This window comes from Chelonobacter oris, from assembly GCF_000772535.1.
Taxonomy (GTDB): domain Bacteria; phylum Pseudomonadota; class Gammaproteobacteria; order Enterobacterales; family Pasteurellaceae; genus Chelonobacter; species Chelonobacter oris.
On sequence record NZ_JSUM01000003.1, the window covers coordinates 320,761 to 344,937 of the forward strand.

Here is a 24,177-nt window from a genome sequence, read left to right on the forward strand (position 1 = left end):
TTTTTCGTCAGGTTAAATGGAATATTTGCCAAGTTTGCACACTATACCATTAAATTCTTAAGAATTGCTTAATCCGGTTTAATCCGCGACGCAGGCAGACAAGCGGTTTTGTTCTGTCGGCAAACAGTGTAGAATAGACAAATTTCTTATAACAAATAGAACACATTATTTGAGGAGTGCTATGAGCGAGCCTGAAGTTTCTGCGCTGAATGAAGCAGAACACCGTCCGTCCAATTTTATCCGCCATATTATCGATGAAGATTTGGCGCAGGGAAAGATCACCGGCGTTTATACCCGTTTTCCGCCGGAGCCGAACGGCTATCTGCATATCGGCCATGCGAAATCAATCTGCCTGAATTTCGGGATTGCCAGAGATTATCAGGGATTATGCAATCTGCGTTTTGACGATACGAATCCGGTAAAAGAAGATGTGGAATATGTGGATTCGATCAAGCAAGATGTAGAATGGCTAGGGTTTAAATGGCAAGGGGAAGTACGTTACGCCTCCGATTATTTTGATCAGCTTTACGGCTATGCCGTCGAACTGATCAACAAGGGCTTGGCGTATGTGGACGAATTATCGCCGGAGGAGATCCGTGAATATCGCGGCACGTTAACCGAAGCCGGCAAAAACAGCCCGTACCGTGAACGCAGTGTGGAAGAGAATTTGGCGCTGTTTGAAAAAATGCGCCAAGGGGAATTTGCCGAGGGCAAAGCCTGCCTGCGGGCCAAAATCGATATGGCGTCGCCGTTTATGGTGATGCGTGATCCGGTGCTGTATCGGATCAAATTTGCCCATCACCACCAAACGGCCGATAAATGGTGTATCTATCCGATGTACGATTTTACCCACTGTATTTCCGATGCGATTGAGCGTATTACGCATTCGTTATGCACGTTGGAGTTTCAAGACAACCGTCGCTTGTATGACTGGGTGTTGGAAAATATTTCGATTGAACGTCCGTTACCGCATCAGTATGAGTTTTCCCGTTTGAATCTGGAAGGGACGTTGACATCGAAACGCAAATTATTACAACTGGTTACGTCCAAAATCGTCGACGGTTGGAATGACCCGCGTATGCCGACGGTTTCCGGCTTGCGTCGTCGCGGTTATACCCCGGCGGCATTGCGTGAATTTTGCGATCGTATCGGTGTGACCAAACAGGAGAATATGGTCGAATTCAGCGCATTGGAAGCTTGTATCCGTGACGATTTGAATACCAATGCGCCGCGGGCGATGGCGGTCCTCGATCCGCTAAAAGTCGTGATTGAAAATTATACCGCAGACGAAGAATGGCTGACCGCCGCTAATCACCCGAACCGTCCTGAATTGGGCGAGCGTCAATTGCCGTTCGGACGTGAAATTTACATCGATCGGGCGGATTTCCGTGAAGAAGCGAATAAAAAATATAAACGTCTGGTCTTGGGCAAAGAAGTGCGGTTGCGCAATGCTTATGTGATCAAGGCGGAGCGGGTGGAAAAAGATGCCGACGGCAATATCACCACCCTGTATTGCAGCTATGATCCGCAAACACTGGGCAAAAACCCGAGTGACGGGCGCAAAGTCAAAGGCGTGATCCATTGGGTTTCGGCAACAAACAATAAAACGGCGGAGTTCCGTTTGTATGATCGTTTGTTTACCGTGGCGAATCCGGGGGCGGAGGAAGATATCCTGTCGGTGCTGAATCCGAACTCGCTGAAAGTGGTGTACGGCGTCGTTGAAACCAATTTGGCGAATGCCGAAGCGGAACACGCTTATCAGTTTGAACGTGAAGGTTATTTCTGTGCCGACAGCAGTGATTCGACGGCGGAAAAGTTAGTATTCAATTTGACCGTCAGTTTGAAAGAGAGCAGTGGTTTTTAATTAACCGACGGCGTAACATAAAATCAGGCATAGTTTATTATGCCTGTTTTTATTTGAGAGAGCAGATGAAAGAGCGGTTTTGGCAGACAAAATCTCTACTGGAGATGAACGAACAGGAGTGGGAAGCGCTGTGTGACGGCTGCGGATTATGCTGCTATCGCAAAATTCTCGATGGTTACGGCAAGCACGAGCGGATTTATTTCACCGACATTGCCTGCAATCAATTGGATTTGAAAAACGGTAAATGCCGAAACTATCCGCAACGGTTTGAGCTGGAAGAAGATTGCACTAAACTGACCAAGCAAAACCTGCCTGATTTCGGCTGGCTGCCGAAAACTTGCGCCTACCGTCTGCTTTACGAAAATAAACCGTTATTCGACTGGCACCCGCTGATTTCGGGTAATCCCGAATCGGTGAAACTCGCCGGTGTACCAATCCAAAACGGCATTCATGAAAAAGATGTGATTGACTGGTTTGATCATGTGATCGAAGAGTTGTAGGTTGTGTTTTGCAATTAAAAAACCCGATTATACTATTGAATAATCGGGTTTTTCTGTTGAAAGTGCGGTTTTTTATTCTGCTTTGTTATTTGCCAATAATGCTAAATCGCTCTGTTTCAACCATTTACTGCTTAATGTGCCTGCCGTCATTGCACCATTGACGTTAAGTGCGGTTCTGCCCATATCAATCAACGGTTCGATAGAAATCAGCAAACCGACCAATGTCAGCGGTAATCCCATCGTGGAAAGCACGACAATCGCGGCAAAGGTTGCGCCGCCGCCGACACCGGCAATCCCGAATGAGGAAATGGTAACGATGGCGACTAACGAAAGGATAAAGTGCGGTGCCAACGGATCGATACCCACCGACGGTGCAACCATAAATGCTAACATCGCAGGATAAATACCGGCGCAGCCGTTTTGCCCGATAGTCGCCCCGAATGTCGCCGAGAAATTGGCGATAGTGCCGGCATTTCCCAGTTTATTGGTTTGGGTCTCGATATTTAACGGAATGGTTGCCGCACTGGAGCGGGAAGTAAAGGCAAACAGTAAGGTCGGCAACACTTTTTTATAGTAAGCGATCGGATTGATGCCGCTGAATGCCAACAAAACCCCGTGTACGATAAACATTACACCGATAGCCAGATAAGAGGCGATGATAAAATTCAGCAGATTGAGAATATCCGCCCAACTGGAGGTGGCGGCCATACGGGTCATCAACGCCAAAATACCGTAAGGTGTTAAACTGATGATAATCCGCACCAAGCTCATCACCAATTTGTTCAGGCTGTCGATTCCTTGCGTGATACGTTCCGCCGTATCGCTGTTTTCTTTACGCAAACGCAAGGTTGCAATACCCAAGAAAGCGGCAAAAATTACGGTGCTGATAATGGACGTTGGATTGGCACCGCTTAATTCTGCAAACGGATTACGCGGAATAAACGATAACAGCATAGCCGGAATGGTTAAATCGGCAACTTGATCGACCCGCCCCAAGACACGTTCCTGCGCAGCGATTTCACGCGCGCCGGCGATTAAGCCGTCGGCATTCAGATTGAACAGCGCACTGAAACCGATACCGACTAAGGCCGCGATGGCGGTGGTGAACAGTAATACCGACAGGATACTGACGCTGATCTTGCCTAAACCGCCGGCGTCATGCAACTTACTGATTGCCGACAAAATGGAAACAAAAACCAACGGCATGACAATCATATGCAACAGACGCACATAACCGCCGCCAATCAGATTAATCCAGTCAAGACTAGCGACCGCACTTTGCTCGCTATACAGATTTTGCAGCGCAATACCGAATCCAACGCCGAGCACCAACGCCAGCAGCACGGTGACGGCCAACGAATTACCTTGTTTTTTAAAGCGGTATAGCACAAATAATAAAACGAAAAAAACTGCCAGATTCAGCAGCAGGGCGAATGACATAATGAACTCCGTTCAGAGTAGGTAATCAAGGCCGTTAGCATAACGTGTTATGTCGAAAAGACAAATCAAAATAAGCGATAAATTATTCCGTAAGAGTATAATAAATGCCGAGTAAAAAGGTTATTTTATTGGCAGTTTGTCTAAAAAAATAACAATCGGATTCCGAGAGTAAAAAAGTACTTGTTCCTTAACCGGAAAATCGCTATTATAGCGCCACTTCAAAATGCGACCGTAGCTCAGTTGGTTAGAGCACCACCTTGACATGGTGGGGGTCAGTGGTTCGAGTCCACCCGGTCGCACCATCTTATTTCATTTCAAAAACTCATTCTAAATCTCGCAGTTTATATTAATGCCGAATACTTACGATCACGGTTAATATTTGGTGTACTTGCTTAAAACTGAATATTTTTAATATTGCCTGGGTATTCGGGTTGATTATTTACTGAAAAATACACTTGCTCTATTATTCCATTGATTTATATGCACTTGTGTTGTTTTCTCAATTTGAGAAACGCGCTAGAATGACCCTAAATAATAAGCTTTTGATTAAAATAGAAATTTTAATATTCTGTCATTATAGTGATAAAATAATAAGGTAAATCATATGTCTTTAGACACAAAAAACGGCATTAAAGTTTATACCCCGCTTTCACTTAAATTATATGATTGGTGGGTGCTTAATTTATCCAATCGATATGCTTGGCGCTGTCATACTCAAAAATATCTTTTGCCGCACTTCAGCAACAATATCGGCGAAAATCATTTGGATATCGGCGTGGGAACCGGTTTTTATCCGAAGAAAGCGGCTGATCGGATTCGGCAGATTTCTTTTGCCGATTTGAATCGCCATAGTTTGAGTTATGCCAAAAAATGTTTAGAGCCGCATAAGATGAGAGATTGTATTCAACAAGATATTTTCAAGCCGTTTCCGCAACGTATGGAAAACCATTTTGATTCGATTTCCCTTTTTTATGTCTTGCATTGTTTACCCGGCACGATGACGGACAAAAAAGCGGCGATTGGCAATATTGTGCCGATATTGAAAAATGACGGAGTACTATACGGTGCGACTATTCTTGGCAATGGGGTTACACATAATGCTTTTGGCAGTAAGTTGATGAAAATCTATAATAAAAAAGGGATTTTTAATAATTATCATGACACGATGGACGGCTTGGAAAGCGTGTTGGCCTCTTTTTTTGAACAGGTAGAGATTCGGCTTGAGGGGGCTGTGGCGATATTTCGTGCGCGAGGTAAAAAAATCGGGTAACAGTACTCATCGGTATGATAAGCCACGCAGTAGCGTGGTTTTTTTCGGTCAAGCAAGGTTTGTTTAAAAAATAATCATTGATTTGCAATTTGGTATCAGGATCAAAAAACAAAAATAAGGAAATTTGGTAAAAAATAAACGGATCAATATTTTATTTTTATTAAAAAATTCAAATTTGATTTATGTCATTTTTGATCTACTTAATTAGAGGTATATTGAAGCGGCTGCTAGCGCAGGGTAGCAGTTGAATATCTGTGATTGATTCATGATTTAAGAGGAAACCAATATGAAAAAAGCAACGTTAGCATTTGCACTGGCGGCCGCACTTGGCTGTGGTTCGGCTTTGGCACATGAGGCAGGCAGTGTTATTGTTCGCGGCGGTCCGATTTTGGTCGTGCCGGACGCATCGACTAAAAATCATGCGGGCAATGCGATGCAATATGATTTTGATGTGAACAGTAATGCCCAATTGGGTTTAACCGGCACGTATATGATCACTGATAATTTAGGGGTCGAGCTGTTGGCTGCAACACCGTTCAGTCATGAATTGTCATTGCCGGGCGTCGGTAAAGTCGGTAAAACCAAACAGTTGCCGCCGAGTTTATATTTGCAATATTATTTTTTGGATAAGGACGCTAAAGCACGCCCTTATTTAGGCGCCGGTGTCAATTACACCACTTTCTTCAGTGAAAAATCCACTTTTGCAGCCGTAACCGATTTGAAATTGAAAGATTCATGGGGCGTTGCGGTGAATGCCGGGGTTGATATTGGTTTAACCGATAACTTATTTTTAAATACCTCGGTTTGGTATGCAAAAATCAAAACTAAAGCCACATTTAAATTGGGCGGACAAGAGCAAAGAGCCGATGTTACCTTGGATCCGATGGTTTACTTCATTGGTTTAGGCTATCGATTCTAAATTTGCGGATACCGCACTTTTAAAGTACAGGTTTTGCTCACATTGGGCAAAACCTGTATTTTTTATGGTAACATTTCGAGAAATAACCTCATGATGCGATCATCTTGGCTCAATTCGGGGTGAAATGAACAAGCCAGTAGATTATGCTGACGGGCAAGCACAATATTGCCGTCAATTTCCGCCAGACACGCTACTTTATCGGACAGCAGGCGGCGGATATAAGGCGCACGAATAAAAATAGCCGGAAACGGAGTTGATAAACCGTGTATGTTCAGCGCGGTTTGAAAACTGTCCACCTGCCGTCCGAACGCATTGCGTTCTACCTGAATATCCATTAATCCCAAGTGCGGTTTTTCGCCGCCATAAATGTTTTTTGCCAATAAGATCATGCCGGCGCAAGTGCCGAAGAGCGGTTTGCCTGAGGCGGCAAACTGTTGTATGGCATCAATAAATCCATATTCGCGCATCAGTTTGCCGATGGCGGTGCTTTCACCGCCGGGCAAAATCAGGGCATCGAGCAGCGCCAATTGTTCAGTCTTTTTCACGGCAAGTGCGGTTACACCCAAGCGGCTCAGTTGATCAAGATGTTCGCCGACCGCACCTTGTAATGCCAATACGCCGACAGTGGCGGCGGAGTAGTCTTGCATTTACCAACCTCGCTCCTGCATTCGATCTTCGGCACTCAATTTGGCAATATCCAGCCCTTTCATGGCGTCACCTAATTCTTCGGATAAGCGGGCGATCAAATCATAATCTTGATAATGGGTGGTTGCCTGCACAATCGCACGGGCAAATTTTTCCGGATTATCCGATTTGAAAATACCGGAACCGACAAAGACACCGTCAGCCCCCAACGTCATCATCAATGCGGCATCAGCCGGGGTGGCAACACCACCGGCAGCGAAATTGACTACCGGCAGTTTACCGGCTTGTTTTAGTTGTAACAGCAACTCAAAAGGGGCGCCGAGCAATTTGGATTCGGTCATCAGTTCATCGTCGTTCATGGCAACGACTTTTCTGACCTGCGCATTGACTTTGCGCATATGACGAACGGCTTCGACGATATTGCCGGTGCCGGGTTCGCCTTTGGTGCGCAGCATTGCCGCACCTTCGCCGATACGGCGCAGCGCTTCACCCAAATCACGGCAACCACAAACGAACGGCACGGTATAATCACGCTTCAACAGGTGAAATTCTTCATCTGCCGGTGTCAATACTTCGCTTTCATCAATATAATCCACACCCATCGCTTCTAAGATACGAGCCTCGGCGATATGTCCGATTCGGGCTTTCGCCATCACAGGAATCGATACGGCATTCATCACGGCTTTCACAATTTTCGGATTTGCCATACGGGCAACGCCGCCGGCCGCCCGAATATCGGACGGGACTCGTTCCAACGCCATGACGGCGACAGCACCGGCCGCTTCGGCAATGCGGGCTTGTTCTGCGTTGACGACGTCCATAATCACACCGCCTTTTTGCATTTTCGCCATGCCGCGTTTGACCGTGTCGTTACCTCGAATTTTATCCATGTGTCGTTCTCCTTGAGTTTGATTTTGATGTTATGCTTGTGCTATTTTCATTGATTCAGATATGATTAAAAGAGCCAGTTTTATCTATTTTAATGAGATCAGTAAGCCGGGTTTGTAATGAAAAACATGACGTTTCAATTGGATAAGCAAAGGCGAGAGCCGTTATATGTTCAACTCTATCGGCAAATTAAACAAGAGATCACCAACGGCCGCTTGGTTTATGGCGAACAGTTGCCTTCCAAGCGAAAAATTGCGGATTATTTAACACTAAGTTTAAATACGGTAGAAACCGCCTACGGGCAATTATTGGCGGAGGGTTATATTGAGTCGCGGGCACGTAAGGGGTTTTTTGTCCATTTCCATACCGAGCAGTTTTTTATTCAAAATCAGAAAACCCCGCTATCGCCGGTGACAAAAATAGAACGATATTTCCGTTATGATCTAAACCCTCATCGGGTCGATACCGCACTTTTTCCGTTTTCACGCTATAAAAAAACGGTTAAAAACAGCTTGAGTGCCGCCAACCGCCACTTGCTTTGCTTGGGAGAGAAGCAGGGCGAATCGGTGCTGCGTGAACAAATCCGGCAGTATTTGTATGCTTCGCGAGGGGTGAGTTGCTCAATCGAGCAAATTGTGCTGGGAGCAGGTGTGGAAACTTGTATCAACCAATTGATTTTGCTGTTCGATCAGCGTTATCCGGGGCAATGTTTACAGTATGCCATGGAACAATACGGCTATCCGGTGGTGGAACAGCTTTTGATGCTGTTTGGTAAACCGCTACTGAAATTACCGCTGTTTAATCAAGCGTTCAGGTCGGAACCGAAGATCGATTTGCAGTTATTGGTTCAAAGTGCGGTGAATATTCTGTACCTCACCCCGTCTCACCAATACCCTTACGGCAATATTTTGTCGGTGAATGAACGCCATCAGCTGTTGGAGTGGGCGCACCGACAAGATGATCGTTATATCATTGAAGACGATTATGACAGTGAATTCCGTTATATAGGCAAACCGATTCCGTCGTTACAGCACTTGGACAGCAGCTTGAGTACACAAAGTAAAGTGATTTATCTCGGTTCGTTTTCAAAATTATTGATGCCTTCATTGCGAGTCACATTTATGGTGTTACCGTTATCTTTGTTGCCGCTCTATCAAAGCACTTTCGGCTTATTGAACAACACCGTTCCACGCCTGACCCAACATATTTTGGCACAGTTTATGCAATCGGGAGAGTTTGAAAAACACATTCATAAAATGCGTACCAATTACCGTAAAAAAATGGAACTGCTTTGCCGATTATTACAGCCTTATCGCCATGTTATCCGTTATCACGGCGAACATTCGGGATTTTATTTGCTGCTCGATCTTTATCAAGAATCCCGTTCGGTAGCGCAATTACAAATGTTGGCGGAAAAGTGCGGTATCAAACTTTATCCGGTGAAACAGCACAATACGGATAAAAAATATTTTTCGTTCGGATTCGGCAATCTCGAACACGATGAATTACATGAGGCGGTAGCGCTATTGATGAATGCTTGGGGTTATGAAGGCGAAGCGGCTGCCTGAACACTGGCAAGGCAACCGCATGCAAAACCTAGCTTGCCAGTTTCAGTAGTTCTTTGGCATTGGCGAGGGTAGTATTGGTCACTTCGCTTCCGCTTAACAGACGAGAAAGTGCGTGAATCCGCGCTTTGTTGTCGAGTGCGTTCATCTCCGTCATGGTTTCGCCATTGTGGGTGAACTTTTGTACGCTGAAATGATGATGACCGTGCGCTGCGACCTGCGGCAGATGGGTTACACATAAAATTTGGCATTTTTTACCCAGTTGCCGCATTAAATGTCCGACCACTGTTGCCGTTGCCCCACTGATCCCGACATCTACCTCATCGAAAATGAGAGTCGGTGTTGCTAATTTATCGGCACTCAACACTTGTAATGCCAGCGCTATGCGCGAGAGTTCCCCACCGGAGGCGATTTTAGCAAGCGGCTGTGATAGTTGGCCTAAATTGCTGCGCAGCATAAAAACAATATCATCGGCGCCTTGTGCACCGATTATGGTGTTGTTATGTGTCAATTGGATCTCAAATTCGGCATTTTCCATCGCTAATTGTTTAATCAGCCCTGTCATTTCGGCGGATAGTTTTTTAGCGCCGGACATGCGTGCCTGATACAGTGTTTCGGCAGCCTGTTGCATGACGACAACCGCACTTTCAAGCTGCTGTTGCAGCTGTTCTTCCCCTTCCTCGGCACTTGTCAGTTCGGCCAGTTGTGATTTGAGCGCTGTATGATGGTGATGTAACCGCTCCGGCGCAACATGATGTTTTTTCGCCAATTGCAAGGCTGTAGCAAGGCGTTGTTCGATTTCCGCCAGCAGATACGGCTCTTGTTCCAAACCGCCGGAGAGCGTCTGTAGCTCGGAAGTTGCTTCCTGTACTTGAATCAGTGCGTTTTGCAGCAGATTTTGTAAATTTGCATATTGAGTGCTCATTTGCAGCAATTCTTCACAATAGCGTTCGGATTTATGTAGCATTGATTCGATATTCACCGCTTCGTTTTCATTTAACAGCAGGCTGATCGACTGCGACAGCTGGGTGATGCGTTCTGCGTTGGCTAAACAGCGTTGTTGTTCCTCCAGCTGTAAAAATTCATCGGGTTGAAGATTGAATTCGTTCAGTTCTTCTACTTGATACTGTAATAACTGGCGTTTTGCTTCGTTTTCAGCCGCATGCTGTCGAAATAGATTCAATTGCTGTTTTGCCTGTTTCCACTGTTGATGACTTTCCGCCATGCGTTGCAACAGGGGAGCGTTATCACAAAACTGATCAAGCAGCACAAGCTGTTCTTCGGTTTTTAATAAACATTGCGCACTGTGTTGACCATTAATTTGAATCAAGTGCGCACCTAGCTCACGCAATTGTGCGATCGGCACAGGATAACCGTTGATAAAGGCTTTGGAGCGACCGTCGTTTCGGATAACGCGACGTAAACTACATTGGGCTGGTGTATCGAGATCTTCCAGTTCGTATTGTTGCAGCCAGTGCAAGGCAGGTGCATTATTTCGAATATCAAAGCTTGCCTGTACTTCGCCGCGGGTCTGCCCGTGACGAATCATACTGCTGTCGGCACGTTCGCCCAGACAAAGTCCGAGTGCATCAATGGCAATGGATTTACCGGCGCCGGTTTCGCCGGTAATCACGCTCATGCCCTGTTGCAAGGCAAGATGTAATTGATTGACGATAGCAAAATTTTGGATAGTCAGCTGAGTTAACATAGCAACCTCTTTACTGGTTATTTATACAGTTATTTTATACTGTTTTTTTATCCAGTAAAGCGGTTTTTGTATTTTTTCAAAAATGCTTAGAACAGTTTTTGCAGCCAGCCGAGTTTAGCGCTTAATACATTAAAATAATTATAGTCGTTCAAATGCAGCAGACGCAGAGTATCGGGACTTTTGCGTACAATGATCTTATCATCGGGCGAAAAGGCGTGCGCCACCTGACTATCGCAACTGATCTCCAGTTGGCGGACGGTATATTGTGCAAAGCGTAGGGAAATAACGCTGTTGCCGTCGATAACCAGCGGTCTTGACGACAAGGTATGCGGAAACATCGGCACCAACGCAATGGCATTCAGTTGTGGGGTCAAAATGGGGCCGCCTGCCGATAACGAATAAGCGGTGGAACCGGTCGGCGTTGAAATAATCAAGCCGTCGGAGCGTTGGGAAAAGGCAAATTTATCGTCAATATAGACCTGAAAATCGATCATGTGTGCAATTTTGGCCGGATGAATCACAACTTCATTGACGGCATTGTTTAGATTGATTAATTGATTATCCCGTTCGACAACCGCCTCCAGCAGGAACCGCTCTTCAATAAAGTAATCGCCTTCTTCCAGAACCGAATGCAGCTGGGAATAGGCATGTTTCGGATCAATATCGGTAAGAAATCCAAGATGCCCTCGATTGATGCCGATCACGGCGATGTCATGGCGGGCAAGTATGCGGGCGGTGCCGAGCATATTGCCGTCTCCGCCGATAACAATGGCGAGATCCGCTTTTTCCCCGATTTGTTCGATCGGCGCAATATGATTTTCAGCAATGGACAAATCTTTGCCGATATCTTCTTCCACCAACACTTCATAATGGCGTTCGCTCAACCATTGATAAATATTTTTATGCATTTGCAATGCGTTATCGTTGCGTGGACGCCCGACCAGTCCAATCGTATGAAAACGCGGTTTGCCCTGTTGCGGCGGCATTGTGGTAGGGGGAGACAGATTGTTCATTTATATTACTCATGAAACGGTAAAAAGCAGATATCGCTTGAAATAGTCAATTTAATCCCTATATTAACAAAAACAGTCGCAATTGAAAGCACTATATCATTTGTCGGGGGTTACCCTGAAGCGGGCTTTTGGTTAAAATAATTGAGCGGAAGAATTTATTTCGGCATAAAACATGGAGAAGAAAATGTCTGATGTATCTGAAGAAAAAAAAGTAGATGCGGTGAGCGAAGAAAACCCGACAACAGCCGCAGAGGCGCAAGCGCATGATCTTGAAAGTATGAATCAGGATCCGTTGGAAGAGGCGATTGCCCGTGTGCAGGAGTTGGAAGAGCAACTGGAAGAAAGCAACAAACGAGTACAGGACGTTCAGCTTAGAAGTCGTGCCGAAGTGGAAAATATTCGCCGTCGTGCCGAATCGGATGTGGAAAAAGCACATAATTTTGCCTTGGAGAAGTTTTCCAAAGAGCTGTTGGAGGTGATCGACAATCTGGAACGGGCATTGGAAGCCAAATCGCAAACCGAAGAAGATGAAAGCATTAAAGCGGTTTTTGCCGGTGTTGAGTTAACGTATAAATCCTTGATTGCCACGGTGAACAAATTCGGTATTGAGGCGGTAGGTGCAATTGGCGAAACCTTTAATCCGGAATTGCATCAAGCGATTTCAATGCAGCCGACAGAAGGCTTTAGTGCCAATCAGATCACGCAGGTATTACAAAAAGGCTATTTATTGAACGGGCGCGTGATTCGGCCTGCGATGGTCATGGTCGCTGCCTAAAGTGCGGTTTTTCCGATTAATGGGTTAACATAAAAAAATCGCCGTGCTGGAAAGCATGGCGATTTTTTAACGGGCGGATACAGGCGATTACATACGGGCGACTGTTTTAATGCCTAGCAATGCCAGTCCTTGTCGCAAGGTTTTTTGGGTCAGTGCGGCCAATTGTAAACGGCTGTTCTTTGTCGTTTCATCGGCACCGTTTAAAATCGGGCAGTGTTCGTAGAAAGCGGAGAATGCACCGGCCAGTTCATAAAGATAGGCACAGAGCATATGCGGCGTGCCGTCTTTGGCAACCGCGTGCACCGCTTCTTCAAATTGCAGGAGTTTGATTGCCAGTGTACGCTCTTTTTCGTCAAGCAACCGAATGTTACCCTGTAACGAAGATATGTCCGTTCCGCTGCGGCTAAAAATCGAACTGATACGAGTGTAGGCGTATTGCATATAAGGGGCGGTGTTGCCTTCAAAACTCAACATATTGTCCCAATCGAACACATAATCGGTCGTACGGTTTTTTGATAAATCCGCATATTTTACAGCCCCTATCGCAACGGCTTCAGTCACTTGATGCAATTCATCGGCGGTTAAATCCTGATTTTTTTCTGCAATCAATTTGCCGGCACGTTCAATGGCCTCATCCAGTAAGTCAGTCAGTTTGACCGTATCGCCGGAACGGGTTTTGAACGGTTTGTTGTCTTTTCCCAACATCATGCCGAAATTAAAATGTTCTAAGCGCATTTCGTCGGGAATATAGCCGGCTTTACGCACAATCGCCCATGCCTGCTGCAAATGCTGACTTTGGCGACTGTCGGTGAAATACAGCACCCGATCGGCATGTAATACCTCGTGACGGTATTTGGCTGCGGCGATGTCGGTGGTGGTATAGAGAAAACCGCCGTCGCTTTTTTGCACAATTACACCCATTGCTTCACCGTCTTTATTTTTAAATTCATCTAAAAAGACGACCAACGCACCCTGATCTTCCACAGCAATGCCTTTAGCTTTCAAATCGGCAACAATTTGCGGCAACATCGGGTTATACAGACTTTCGCCCATGATATCGTCATTGCTCAAGGTGACGTTCAGACGGTCGTAAGTCTGTTGGTTTTGCTGCATGGTGATATCGACTAACTTACGCCACATGGTCAGACAGTATGGATCGCCGCCTTGTAGTTTGACCACATAATTCCGAGCTTTTTCCGCAAAGTCGGCATCGGTGTCGTAACATTGTTTGGCGGCGCGATAAAATGCTTCCAAATCGCTGAGCGCCAGATCGTCGGCATGTTCGTTTTCCACTTTTTCCAGATAAGCGATCAACATACCGAACTGGGTTCCCCAATCCCCAACGTGATTGGCGCGAATGACATGGTGTCCTAGGTATTGCAACACCCGTACCACCGCATCGCCGATAATTGTGGAACGCAGATGGCCGACATGCATCTGTTTTGCGACATTCGGCGCAGAGTAGTCGGCAACGATCGTTTGCGGCTTCTCGCAGGTTGCTATTAACCGCTCTTGCTGTAACAACGATTGGCTTTGCTGCGCCAACCATTGATTATTGATGAACAGATTAATAAAGCCCGGCCCGGCAATTTCAACGTGGGCAAGCAATTCACCGACGTCTAGGTTATCGATCACCTTCTGGGCCATGTCACGCGGCGCCATGCCTGATTTTTTGGCGGCTGCCATAATGCCGTTGGCTTGATAATCGCCGAATTGCGGTTTGCCCGATTGGCGGACGACGGCATCACAGTTTTGGTCGGCACCGGCGGCAATCATTGCTTGTTTGACTTTTTGCGATAAAATACGTTGAATATTCACGGAAATTGTAGCCTTTTAGATTAAATTTCATTTAATAAATTGGGCGTTATAATACCGTTTTCTATGGATTGAGAAAAGACAGAGTTCGGAAAAATGACAAATTTAACGCAAGCGCATCCTTTATTTGCCGACCAAACCGCACTTCAGTTGCAATTTAGTGGTTTTGAACGGCAGATTTTGCAATTGGCGCAAGTCATCGGTTTTACTCTAGCCGATTTGATGATCGATCATGCGGCGATTCGGGTCAATTCAGCGGCACAAGGACGGATTTGGCTGGAGGCATTGTTAAAGTGCGGTCGGATATTGAGTGACAATATCGTTAATGGTAGGCCAATTTATCTGTTGCTGCTGGATCAGCCGCTATTGCTCGCCGGACAAGCGGTATCAATCGTGGAATTACCAATGCCGAAAAAGAAGCATTATCCGCAAGAAGGTTGGGAGCATATTGAAATCGTGTTCCCTTTTTTGGCGAAAGAATCACCAAATGAGTGGCTGGAAAGGGTTATCCGTCAATTTTCTTTGAACAAAAATCGGTTGTTGGAGGTCAAAGTGGACGAACCTAAAGTAAAAGGTGAAAGGCTGTGCAATATTTCGGTTGCAATTCGCCTGATAAACAATACACAAAATAACGCTTGTATCAAATTGCATCCGCATCATATTATAGATGTTGTGCAATCAGAACGGCAATAATCACTTTTTGAGGAAAAGATTAAATGAAAAAATCGATGTTAGCTGTCACCGTCATGATGGGCTTAGCCGTTGTCGGCTGTGCCAATAAAGATGTATACAGTGGCAATGTTTATACCGGCGAGCAAGCCAAAGAAGCGCGTTCAATCAGTTACGGTACGATTGTTTCCAGTCGTGAAGTGGCGATTCAGGCACCGAATCAAGGCGTTATCGGCACAGTCGGCGGCGGCGCAATCGGTGGAATATTAGGATCGGGTGTCGGCGGCGGAACCGGACAGGCGATTGCCACCGCCGTCGGTGCGGTAGCCGGCGCGGTAGCCGGTAGTGTGATTGAACAAAAAGCCAGCCAGGTCGATTCGTTGGAACTGGTTATCCGTAAAGACGACGGCAAAGAAATTGTCGTCGTACAAAAATACGATGCTAAACTGGTACCCGGTGCCCGAGTACGCATTGTCGGCGGTTCAACATTGAACGTATCAGCACTGTAATTCATTTTTGTCATATCACTTAATGCAAAGAGCGGTTATCAATATTGATTGATAACCGCTCTTTTTGTTTATTAAAGGTCTGTTTAGCGTTACTCTTCTTCGACCTGTCTGCGCTTGCGTTTCCAGTAGGTTATACCGATGAAAATCGCAATAGCCGCCAGAATCAGGTAAATTCCCATTTGTCCGTGGCGCATTTGTGCTTTAATCCAGTCGATATTTTCAGCGCCGTGATGCCCTAAATAAATCCAGATCGGCACAGAAATGATCGCCGCCATAAAATCGATCAACAGGAAGCGGGCAAAGCTGACTCGGCGGGTAATACCGGAAATAATGTACACCGGCGTTCTCAATCCCGGTAAAAAACGGGCGAAAAACAGTAAGCGGTTGCCGTAACGATCAAATTTGTCTTTGACCATTTTCAGGCGCTTGAAGGTGATAAAACGTTTAATCAGGCGAAAACGCAGGATTTTAACCCCGTAAAAACGACCGAGCAGATACATCAGGCAATCGCCGAACAATACGCCGATCATGCCGACCACCACCATCCAGTGCGGATTGGCATAGCCCAGACCGGAAATAATTCCGCCGGAAACCAAGGTGATGTCTTCCGGAATCGGCACGCCGAGCCCACATAACAATAAGACAAAAAAGACGGCGAAATAGCCGTAGTTTGTAAAAAAATCAATAAAAAATTGCACGGTTAACCCATTATTTTTGTTTGTTTAAAGGATTCAATTCTTTGATTGGAGCAAGTGACTATTTTGCCTGTTTTTACCGATAATTGCCATCATAAAAACAGAAAATCCGAGGGCAGGCGGCAAATTTGTGAAAACTTGGCGTAAAGTGCGGTTTTTGTTTGCGCCGGAATCAAAAATTGACTAGAATAGCCGCCCTTGAGTTCACACAGTGTAGCTTGAGCCATACTTGTCGGGGTTGCTGGGTCGCCTGCAATCCTTAATATTGATGGAAACCTTGGGCTTATTTGAGCCGGGTTTCATAATGTGAGAAATACAACATGTACAAATTTAATGCTGAAGTTCGTCAGGTGTTGGGTACGGGTGCGAGCCGCCGTCTGCGCCATGCGGGCAGCGTTCCTGCAATCGTTTACGGTGGCAGCGAAGCGCCGGTTTCTATCGTGTTAAACCATGATGAAGTGAATAACGCCCAAACCAATGATAACTTCTATACAGATGTGATTACACTGGTTATTGACGGTAAAGAGGTTGCGGTTAAAATTCAGGCGGTACAACGCCACCCGTTCAAACCGAAATTAGCGCACTTGGATTTCAAACGCGTTTAATCGTTAAAACGTAGTCTGAAAAAACACCAACAATTCTTCGTTGTTTGGTGTTTTTTCGTATCTGAATCGGGGTAAAGATGAAAATTGCACTGGGAATCGAATATGACGGCAGCCGTTATTTCGGCTGGCAGCGACAACAATCGGTAAAAAGTATACAACAAGACTTGGAGTTGGCGCTAAGCAAGGTTGCCGCACATGATGTGACGGTTTTTTGTGCCGGTCGTACCGATTCCGGCGTTCATGCGACAGGGCAAGTCGTTCATTTTGAAACGGATGCCGTGCGCCAACCGCAAGCTTGGACATTAGGCGTCAATGCCAATTTGCCGGCGGATATTAAAGTCAAGTGGGCTATGCCGGTAGCGCAGACATTTCATGCCCGTTTCAGCGCCACTGCCCGTCGTTATCGTTACCTGATTTATAACAGCCCTTTGCGGCCGGCGATTTTGGTTAACGGATTGACACATTACCATCAAGAGCTGGATCATGAAAAAATGCACCTTGCGGGACAGGCATTATTGGGGGAGTTGGACTTCAGTTCGTTTCGCGCCGCCCAGTGTCAATCGAATTCGCCGTGGCGCAATGTACACCACTTGCATGTCAGCCGTTTCGGGCGGTATGTCATGATCGATATTCAGGCTAATGCGTTTGTACACCATATGGTCAGAAATATTGTCGGCAGTTTGCTTGAGGTCGGAAACGGCAATCACCCGCCTGAATGGATCGGCTGGCTGCAACGGCAAAAAGACCGCACGTTGGCGGCGGCAACCGCAAAAGCGGCAGGACTGTATTTGGTCGATGTGATTTATCCGCAGGCGTTCGGCTTGCCGAAAACCGCATTAGGTCCGCTTTTTTTAGCTGATTGAGCCGGTGAGTTTTAGAAAAATGTATAAAAAAAGTGATAAATATGGTGTAATATTTGCGATTATCACAACCCATTCATCATCAACAAGGTTAACCAATGAGCTGGATTGAAAGAATTTTTAGTAAAACCTCAGTGAGCAGCAGTAGCCAAAAGGCCAATGTTCCGGAAGGGATCTGGACCAAATGTACCGCTTGCGAGCAGGTTTTATATCGTGATGAAGTCGTACGCAATTTGGAAGTATGTCCGAAGTGCGGTCATCATATGCGTATCGATCCGAGAACGCGTTTAGTGCAGTTACTGGATGAAAACAGCGCACAAGAACTGGCGGCGGATATTGAACCGGAAGATGTGCTGAAATTTAAAGATTTGAAACGTTATAAAGATCGTCTCACCGCCGCACAAAAGCAGACCGGTGAGAAAGATGCGCTGATCGTAATGCAGGGTAAAATTTATGATTTGCCGGTAGTAGTGGCCGCATTCAATTTCAATTTTATGGGCGGTTCCATGGGATCGGTCGTCGGCGGAAAATTTGTTAAGGCGGCAGAAGCCGCACTTGCCGCCAATTGTCCGTTGATCTGTTTTTCGGCCAGCGGCGGCGCACGAATGCAGGAAGCGCTGTTTTCGTTGATGCAGATGGCTAAAACCAGCGCCATTCTGGCAAAATTGAAAGAGGCGGGTGTGCCGTATATTTCAGTGTTGACCGATCCGACCATGGGCGGTGTTTCCGCCAGTTTTGCCATGTTGGGGGACATCAATATTGCCGAACCGAAAGCGTTAATCGGCTTTGCCGGTCCGCGAGTTATCGAGCAGACCGTGCGTGAAAAATTGCCGGAAGGGTTCCAACGCAGTGAGTTTTTGTTGGAAAAAGGCGCCATCGATATGATTGTCAACCGTTTAGAAATGCGTAAAACCCTGGCAAGCATTCTCTCCAAATTATGCGGTAAGCCGTCTCCGTTTAAGGAAGCCGAATTCGTAGCGGAAACGGAAGATGCGCGGCAAACACAAGACTAATCGATTATTATGACAACACTACAAGCCACCTCTCCGTTGGAGAAGTGGCTTTGCTATATAGAGCAAAGCCACAGCAAAATAATTGATATGGGGCTGGATCGGGTTAAGCGAGTTGCGCAACATCTGGATTTGCTGAGACCTGCACCTTTCGTGATCACCGTCGGCGGCACCAACGGCAAGGGTACGACCTGCCGTTTACTGGAAATGTTATTGTTGAATGCCGGTTATCGGGTTGGGGTTTATTCTTCACCGCACTTACTGCGTTATAACGAACGTGTGCGGATTCAGGGGCGGGAATTACCTGATCAGCAGCATACCGCGGCGTTTTATTTTCTGGAACAACACAAAACCGAATCCTTGAGTTATTTTGAATTCAGCACCTTATCGGCGCTTTATCTGTTTAAACAGGCCGAATTGGACATTGTGATTCTGGAAGTCGGTCTGGGCGGACGTTTGGACGCAACCAATATCGTTGATGCCGATATCAGCGTGATTACCTCAATCGATATCGATCATGTCGATTATCTGGGCGATAACCTAGAACAAATCGGGTATGAAAAAGCCGGTATTTTCCGTTCGCAGAAAACGGCGGTGATTGGTGAACCCGATTTGCCGCAATCTGTAGGGCAATATGCACGGCAAATCGGTAGCCCGTTGTTTTGCCTCGGAAAAGAATGGTCATACCGTCAAACAGGGCAGACTTGGCAGTGGCAGAGCGAAACGGTTCTCCGGCAGCAGTTGCCGTTGCCGCAAATTCCGTTAGCCAATGCGGCAACCGCACTTGCGGTTTGTTGTTGTTTACCGTTTCAGATTACGCCGGACAATATTGTCGAAACCTTGTCGCAAGTAGAACTCAGCGGGCGTTTTCAGACGATAAATACCGAACAGCGGCAAAAACTGGCACACGATTGGCGATTAAACGAATCGAATCTGCCGCAGATTATCGTCGATGTCGGCCATAATCCACATGCAGCCCGTTATTTAGCGCAGAAATTAAACCAATTTAAGTTACAACGTAACGTGAAAATCACCGCTGTATTTGCGATGTTGAAGGATAAAGATGCCGTCCATGTGGTTGAGCCGCTATCCGACTTGATTGAGCAATGGATTTTTGCTTCATTGACCGGTTATCGCGGACAAAGTGCGGTCGAATTGCAGGCGGCAGTGCAGCCGTATTTAGCGCCCGAATGTCAATTGAAAACGCAAACCGCCGACAGTGTGACTGACGGGGTAAGAACCGCACTTCAAACCATGTCTGCCGACGAATTGTTGTTGATTTTCGGCTCGTTTTTTACCGTGGCCGAATTTTTGGCATTACTACAGCCAAAAAGTGCGGTCTAAGTCGTAAAACAGGATAAAAAACTGGCTGTATAAAACGAAAACAGGTAGGATAAAGTCAGATTTGTGACAGAAAGTGTGGAATGAAAATGAACGGATTTTTTTATTGGACGTACGATAATACGGCGGATTGTCTGATGCTGTGTTCTGAAACGACCAATCGGAAAATCCGTACGGCATTGCAAGGCAGTATGCTGAATCCAAGCGCTTATGCGGCTACTGAATGTGAAGCCGATGAGTTCATATTTTATACGCAGATTGAAGAATTGATCGAACACTGTGATTTAATTATGCCGCAACAGCGAGAATTGCTTGCCTATACCGCTGTGGCGGCTCGTACCTTTTTATTGCCGACACAGCCGAAAAGTTGGTTTTTTGAAACCACCGAATCAGACGGTCCCCATGCGGCACAACCGTATCCCTATCTGGTGCAGACTCGGCTCAAACAAACGCAGCAGGTCATTTCATTATTGTCGTTTGCCGGTGATGATACGGTTGCGGACTGCCTGTTATTGGAAGAAGAATTGAATTTGCCCGGTTTGCAGTTGAAATTCGGCCAACCGTTGCGCATTTTCGTGAACCGATTGCAGTATTTGGCGGCCGCCGACTATGCCTCAGAACCGTATTGGCAACAACAAAGTGCTTGATAATCTTCTTAAAAAATCATACCTTATTTCCCCACTTGACCACGAATTGAGAAAATTTGATGCAACCACAACCAACCCCGCCGACCTTACAATTTGATCTGCATAGCCACAGTAATGCCTCCGACGGGATATTAACGCCCGCAGAAGTGGTTGCTAGAGCGGCGGAAAAAGGCGTTAATGTCTTGGCATTGACGGATCATGATACGGTCGGCGGCTTGGATCAAGCCCGGCAAGCCGCAGCGCAATGCGGCATTACGCTGGTCAATGGTGTCGAAATTTCAACGTTATGGCAAAATCGGGGAATTCATATCGTCGGCTTAGGCTTTGATCACCAACATCCGTCCATGACCGCACTTTTAGCACAGCAAGCCGAATTGCGGCAGTACAGGGCGTTGGAAATCGGTGCTAAGCTGGAAAAGTGCGGTGTGGAAAATGCTTATTTGGGGGCGAAATCGTTGGCGGCAGGTGAAGTCACTCGCGCGCATTACGCCCGTTATCTGGTGCAAATCGGCAAAGTAAAAAACGATACTCAGGCATTCAAGCGCTATTTGGGACAAGGGAAACCGGCCTACGTTGCCGCGCAATGGTGTGATATTGAAACGGCCAATCGGGTCATCCGTGAGGCCGGCGGGTTATCGGTTTGTGCCCACCCGTTGCGCTATCCGTTAACTCGAAAATGGCTGAATCGTCTGTTGAGTGATTTTTGCTGCTGGGGGGGCGATGCGGTGGAAGTGGCGCACAGCGGACAATCACCGGATCAACGCTATACTTTAGCAAAATTGGTTGATGAAATGGGCTTGTATGCGTCCGCCGGATCTGATTTCCATTATCCTTGCGGCTGGATAGAACTGGGCAAAAATCTTTGGCTGCCGACGGTTTCCAAACCGATTTGGCAAGCCGAGCCGCTTTCCGATATCATCACATCAGATTGACGGTAGGGTGAAACATAAGCCGTCAATTTGCGGCTTACGTTTCACCTTGCCTGTCAGCGTCTTTTCTTTGCGCAGCCCTGTTTGGCTTTAAAGCGCGGATTTTCTTTGCAAATGACATAAACCACCCCGTGGCGGCGTACGATTTTGCAGCCTTGGTGGCGGGTTTTGGCACTTTTTAATGACGATAATACTTGCATATTGTCTCCTTATCGGCTTTTCAGCCCGAATTTTGCAAAACGGTTGGTGAAATCACTGACACGCCCTTCTGTTGCCAACTGACGCGTTTTGCCGGTGTAATACGGGTGCGATGCCGAGGAGGTATCACACATGAAGACCGGATATTCATTGCCGTCCTGCCACTTCATTGTGCCGTTGGTGCGGGCGCAAGATCGGATCAAAAAGCCGGTTTTGGCGTTGGAATCATAGAATAAAACGGTACGATAATTTTCCGGGTGAATATTTTTTTTCATAGTTTAACCTTACCTGTTAGGGGGAATCAAAAATAAGGTATAGCATAATATATGATTGATAATAATTATCAATAGCAAAACAGAAAAAACCACACTTTTTTATTCTAAATGAGAAAGGGTTGAGACTCGGCAACAAAAAAGGCGGAAATTCCGCCTTTAAATCGGGTATTAAAATTTGTTAATCATGGTTGTCTTCCGCCAGAAAACCGCCGCTTTGATGCGACCAGAGTTTGGCATAGACACCGTTTAGCGCCAGTAATTGCTGATGTGTGCCTTGCTCGACGATTTGTCCTTTATCCATCACGATCAGGCGATCCATGGCGGCGATGGTGGAAAGCCGATGGGCAATGGCAATCACGGTTTTATTTGCCATCAGTTTTTCCAAATTTTCCTGAATGGCAATTTCCACTTCGGAATCCAGCGCACTGGTGGCTTCATCCAACAGCAGGATCGGCGCATCTTTTAGCATCACCCGGGCAATGGCGATTCGTTGGCGTTGACCGCCGGAAAGTTTCACGCCGCGTTCGCCGACATGGGCATCGTAACCGGTGCGACCATGCGAATCGTGCAAGTGCGGTATGAACTGATCGGCCGCCGCTTGTTCGGCGGCTTTTAAGACCGCACTTTCGTCGACATTCGGGCGGCCGTAGACAATGTTTTCACGCACTGATCGGTGCAGCAGCGAAGTGTCCTGAGTCACCAAGCCGATTTGCGCACGCAGGCTCTCTTGGGTGACATCTTGGATATTTTGCCCGTCAATCAGAATCTGTCCGTTATTGATGTCGTAGAAGCGTAACAGCAGATTGGTTAAGGTTGATTTTCCCGCACCGGAACGTCCGACCAGTCCGACCTTTTCCCCCGGTTTGATATGCAGATTGAAGTCTTTCAACAAAGTGCGGTTTTCGTCATAATTGAAATCGACATGCTTAAATTGTATATCCCCGCCGCTAACGATTAACGGTTTAGCATCTTGGCTGTCGACGACGGTATGCGGTTTGGAAAGGGTACTCATGCCGTCTTGCACTGTACCGATATTTTCAAACAGGCGTGCCGATTCCCACATCATCCAGTGCGACAAGCCGTTGACCCGCAATGCCATCGCCGTCGCCGCAGCAATGACACCGACATTGATCTGTCCCTGCATCCATAACCAAATGCCTAATCCGGCAGTTGAAGCCGCAAGCAGGGTATTCAAAATATGGTTGCAGATTTCCAATTGCGTGACCAAGCGCATTTGCGCATGCACGGTATACATGAATTCCTGCATTGATGATTTGGCATAGTTGGATTCTCGTGTGCCGTGCGAAAACAGTTTCACTGTAGTGATATTGGCGTAAGCATCGGTGATCCGTCCGGTCATTAGCGAGCGGGCATCCGCCTGTTTGCTGGCGGTATCCGCCAGTTTCGGCACGAAATAGAACATCATGCCGAAGAAAAAGAACAACCAGCCTAAAAACGGGACTAACAGCCAGCCGTCAAACTGAACCAAAATGATGCCCGAAGAGATAAAATAGACGGCGACATAAACCACCATATCGGCACAGGTCATCACCGTATCACGCACGGCAAGTGCGGTTTGCATCACCTTGGCGGAAACCCGTCCGGCAAATTCATCTTGATAGAACGACAGACTTTGACCGAGCATCAAACGGTGGAAATTCCAACGCAGCCGCATTGGAAATACGCCCTGTAAGGTTTGAAAACGGATACTGCACAACAACCATAACCAAATCGGGCTAACGACCAGCAGTAGCGCAATCCACATTAAGCTGTCGCTTTTGGCGGTCAGCAGTTCCGAAGGGGAAAATTCCGTCAGCCAATCGACAATCGACCCCATGATTTTAAACAGCAGCGCCTCAAAAATCCCCATGCCGACGTTAAAAATCATCAGCGCAAACAGCCAACCGCGCAGACCGCCCAAACCGGACCAGATAAAGCTGAACAGGGTGTTTTTCGGGGTTGTCGGCGCATCGTCCGGATAAGGATTAATCCGGGCTTCGAACCATTCAAACAGTTTTTTCATCGCATAACATCCTT

General features: G+C 46.6%; 24 protein-coding genes and 1 tRNA gene. 15 read left to right on the forward strand and 10 right to left on the reverse strand.

From position 1 onward, the window contains the following. Positions 1-181 precede the first annotated feature (181 nt). Together glnS and OA57_RS02900 are read left to right on the forward strand one after the other, a co-directional pair. Positions 182-1,864, forward strand: coding sequence for a glutamine--tRNA ligase (glnS, locus tag OA57_RS02895; RefSeq protein ID WP_034613196.1), 1,683 nt, complete (start codon positions 182-184; stop codon positions 1,862-1,864). Between the two features lie 65 nt (positions 1,865-1,929). Beyond that, positions 1,930-2,364 (forward strand): YcgN family cysteine cluster protein, encoded by a 435-nt coding sequence (locus OA57_RS02900; protein ID WP_034613197.1) that lies wholly within the window; start codon positions 1,930-1,932, stop codon positions 2,362-2,364. A gap of 72 nt (positions 2,365-2,436) precedes the next feature. Here OA57_RS02900 and OA57_RS02905 read toward each other — a convergent pair whose 3' ends face one another. After that, positions 2,437-3,804 carry an L-cystine transporter gene (locus OA57_RS02905; RefSeq protein ID WP_052122343.1) on the reverse strand — a complete coding sequence of 456 codons (1,368 nt, stop codon included), beginning with the start codon at positions 3,802-3,804 and terminating at the stop codon, positions 2,437-2,439. Between the two features lie 225 nt (positions 3,805-4,029). On the opposite strand from OA57_RS02905, the gene OA57_RS02910 reads away from it, so the two are divergent. The 3 genes from OA57_RS02910 (at position 4,030) to OA57_RS02920 (ending at position 5,993) form a co-directional block, all read left to right on the forward strand. Next, a tRNA-Val gene (locus OA57_RS02910) sits at positions 4,030-4,106 on the forward strand. A 302-nt stretch (positions 4,107-4,408) separates the two neighbouring features. After that, complete coding sequence (locus OA57_RS02915) at positions 4,409-5,074, forward strand: methyltransferase domain-containing protein (protein WP_034613200.1); 666 nt, start codon at positions 4,409-4,411, stop codon at positions 5,072-5,074. A 286-nt stretch (positions 5,075-5,360) separates the two neighbouring features. Continuing rightward, entirely contained in the window at positions 5,361-5,993 is a 633-nt protein-coding gene (locus OA57_RS02920; protein ID WP_034613203.1) for an OmpW family outer membrane protein, read from the forward strand. A 62-nt stretch (positions 5,994-6,055) separates the two neighbouring features. Here OA57_RS02920 and pdxT read toward each other — a convergent pair whose 3' ends face one another. Beyond that, on the reverse strand, positions 6,056-6,640 hold the full coding sequence (gene pdxT / locus OA57_RS02925) for a pyridoxal 5'-phosphate synthase glutaminase subunit PdxT (protein WP_034613205.1): 585 nt from the start codon (positions 6,638-6,640) through the stop codon (positions 6,056-6,058). Further along, the gene (gene pdxS / locus OA57_RS02930) at positions 6,641-7,528 is read right to left on the reverse strand and encodes a pyridoxal 5'-phosphate synthase lyase subunit PdxS (RefSeq protein WP_034613208.1); all 888 of its coding nucleotides are present in this window, start codon (positions 7,526-7,528) and stop codon (positions 6,641-6,643) included. A 117-nt stretch (positions 7,529-7,645) separates the two neighbouring features. On the opposite strand from pdxS, the gene pdxR reads away from it, so the two are divergent. Beyond that, entirely contained in the window at positions 7,646-9,094 is a 1,449-nt protein-coding gene (gene pdxR / locus OA57_RS02935; protein WP_034613210.1) for a MocR-like pyridoxine biosynthesis transcription factor PdxR, read from the forward strand. A gap of 28 nt (positions 9,095-9,122) precedes the next feature. Here pdxR and recN read toward each other — a convergent pair whose 3' ends face one another. Together recN and OA57_RS02945 are read right to left on the reverse strand one after the other, a co-directional pair. Further along, positions 9,123-10,799 carry a DNA repair protein RecN gene (gene recN / locus OA57_RS02940; RefSeq protein ID WP_034613213.1) on the reverse strand — a complete coding sequence of 559 codons (1,677 nt, stop codon included), beginning with the start codon at positions 10,797-10,799 and terminating at the stop codon, positions 9,123-9,125. Positions 10,800-10,885: 86 nt separating this feature from the next. Further along, the gene (locus OA57_RS02945) at positions 10,886-11,812 is read right to left on the reverse strand and encodes an NAD(+) kinase (protein WP_084589853.1); all 927 of its coding nucleotides are present in this window, start codon (positions 11,810-11,812) and stop codon (positions 10,886-10,888) included. A gap of 184 nt (positions 11,813-11,996) precedes the next feature. Here OA57_RS02945 and grpE point away from each other — a divergent pair, with 184 nt between their 5' ends. Then, positions 11,997-12,587, forward strand: coding sequence for a nucleotide exchange factor GrpE (gene grpE / locus OA57_RS02950; protein WP_084589854.1), 591 nt, complete (start codon positions 11,997-11,999; stop codon positions 12,585-12,587). 87 nt (positions 12,588-12,674) lie between these two features. On the opposite strand, the gene argS is transcribed toward grpE, so the two are convergent. After that, positions 12,675-14,405 (reverse strand): arginine--tRNA ligase, encoded by a 1,731-nt coding sequence (gene argS / locus OA57_RS02955; RefSeq protein ID WP_034613216.1) that lies wholly within the window; start codon positions 14,403-14,405, stop codon positions 12,675-12,677. Between the two features lie 93 nt (positions 14,406-14,498). Here argS and OA57_RS02960 point away from each other — a divergent pair, with 93 nt between their 5' ends. Together OA57_RS02960 and OA57_RS02965 are read left to right on the forward strand one after the other, a co-directional pair. Continuing rightward, entirely contained in the window at positions 14,499-15,095 is a 597-nt protein-coding gene (locus tag OA57_RS02960; protein WP_034613218.1) for a VOC family protein, read from the forward strand. Between the two features lie 23 nt (positions 15,096-15,118). Beyond that, on the forward strand, positions 15,119-15,580 hold the full coding sequence (locus OA57_RS02965; protein ID WP_034613221.1) for an outer membrane lipoprotein: 462 nt from the start codon (positions 15,119-15,121) through the stop codon (positions 15,578-15,580). An 89-nt stretch (positions 15,581-15,669) separates the two neighbouring features. Here OA57_RS02965 and OA57_RS02970 read toward each other — a convergent pair whose 3' ends face one another. Then, positions 15,670-16,278 (reverse strand): DedA family protein, encoded by a 609-nt coding sequence (locus OA57_RS02970; protein ID WP_034613223.1) that lies wholly within the window; start codon positions 16,276-16,278, stop codon positions 15,670-15,672. Between the two features lie 317 nt (positions 16,279-16,595). Between OA57_RS02970 and rplY the strand changes: the two genes are divergently transcribed. The 6 genes from rplY (at position 16,596) to rnm (ending at position 21,670) form a co-directional block, all read left to right on the forward strand. After that, positions 16,596-16,880 (forward strand): 50S ribosomal protein L25, encoded by a 285-nt coding sequence (rplY, locus tag OA57_RS02975; protein ID WP_034613225.1) that lies wholly within the window; start codon positions 16,596-16,598, stop codon positions 16,878-16,880. A gap of 77 nt (positions 16,881-16,957) precedes the next feature. Beyond that, complete coding sequence (gene truA, locus OA57_RS02980; protein ID WP_034613226.1) at positions 16,958-17,743, forward strand: tRNA pseudouridine(38-40) synthase TruA; 786 nt, start codon at positions 16,958-16,960, stop codon at positions 17,741-17,743. A gap of 95 nt (positions 17,744-17,838) precedes the next feature. Further along, complete coding sequence (gene accD / locus OA57_RS02985) at positions 17,839-18,753, forward strand: acetyl-CoA carboxylase, carboxyltransferase subunit beta (protein WP_034613228.1); 915 nt, start codon at positions 17,839-17,841, stop codon at positions 18,751-18,753. A gap of 6 nt (positions 18,754-18,759) precedes the next feature. Next, a complete protein-coding gene (gene folC, locus OA57_RS02990) occupies positions 18,760-20,094 on the forward strand; it encodes a bifunctional tetrahydrofolate synthase/dihydrofolate synthase (RefSeq protein WP_034613231.1) in 1,335 nt (444 codons plus the stop codon). An 86-nt stretch (positions 20,095-20,180) separates the two neighbouring features. Further along, the gene (locus OA57_RS02995) at positions 20,181-20,738 is read left to right on the forward strand and encodes a cell division protein ZapC domain-containing protein (RefSeq protein WP_034613232.1); all 558 of its coding nucleotides are present in this window, start codon (positions 20,181-20,183) and stop codon (positions 20,736-20,738) included. Between the two features lie 59 nt (positions 20,739-20,797). After that, positions 20,798-21,670, forward strand: coding sequence for an RNase RNM (gene rnm / locus OA57_RS03000; RefSeq protein WP_034613235.1), 873 nt, complete (start codon positions 20,798-20,800; stop codon positions 21,668-21,670). A 53-nt stretch (positions 21,671-21,723) separates the two neighbouring features. Here rnm and ykgO read toward each other — a convergent pair whose 3' ends face one another. The 3 genes from ykgO to OA57_RS03015 form a co-directional block, all read right to left on the reverse strand. Next, complete coding sequence (ykgO, locus tag OA57_RS03005; RefSeq protein WP_034613237.1) at positions 21,724-21,867, reverse strand: type B 50S ribosomal protein L36; 144 nt, start codon at positions 21,865-21,867, stop codon at positions 21,724-21,726. 9 nt (positions 21,868-21,876) lie between these two features. Then, a complete protein-coding gene (locus OA57_RS03010) occupies positions 21,877-22,140 on the reverse strand; it encodes a type B 50S ribosomal protein L31 (protein ID WP_034613238.1) in 264 nt (87 codons plus the stop codon). 178 nt (positions 22,141-22,318) lie between these two features. Continuing rightward, a complete protein-coding gene (locus OA57_RS03015) occupies positions 22,319-24,163 on the reverse strand; it encodes an ABC transporter ATP-binding protein (RefSeq protein WP_034613240.1) in 1,845 nt (614 codons plus the stop codon). Positions 24,164-24,177 lie beyond the last annotated feature (14 nt).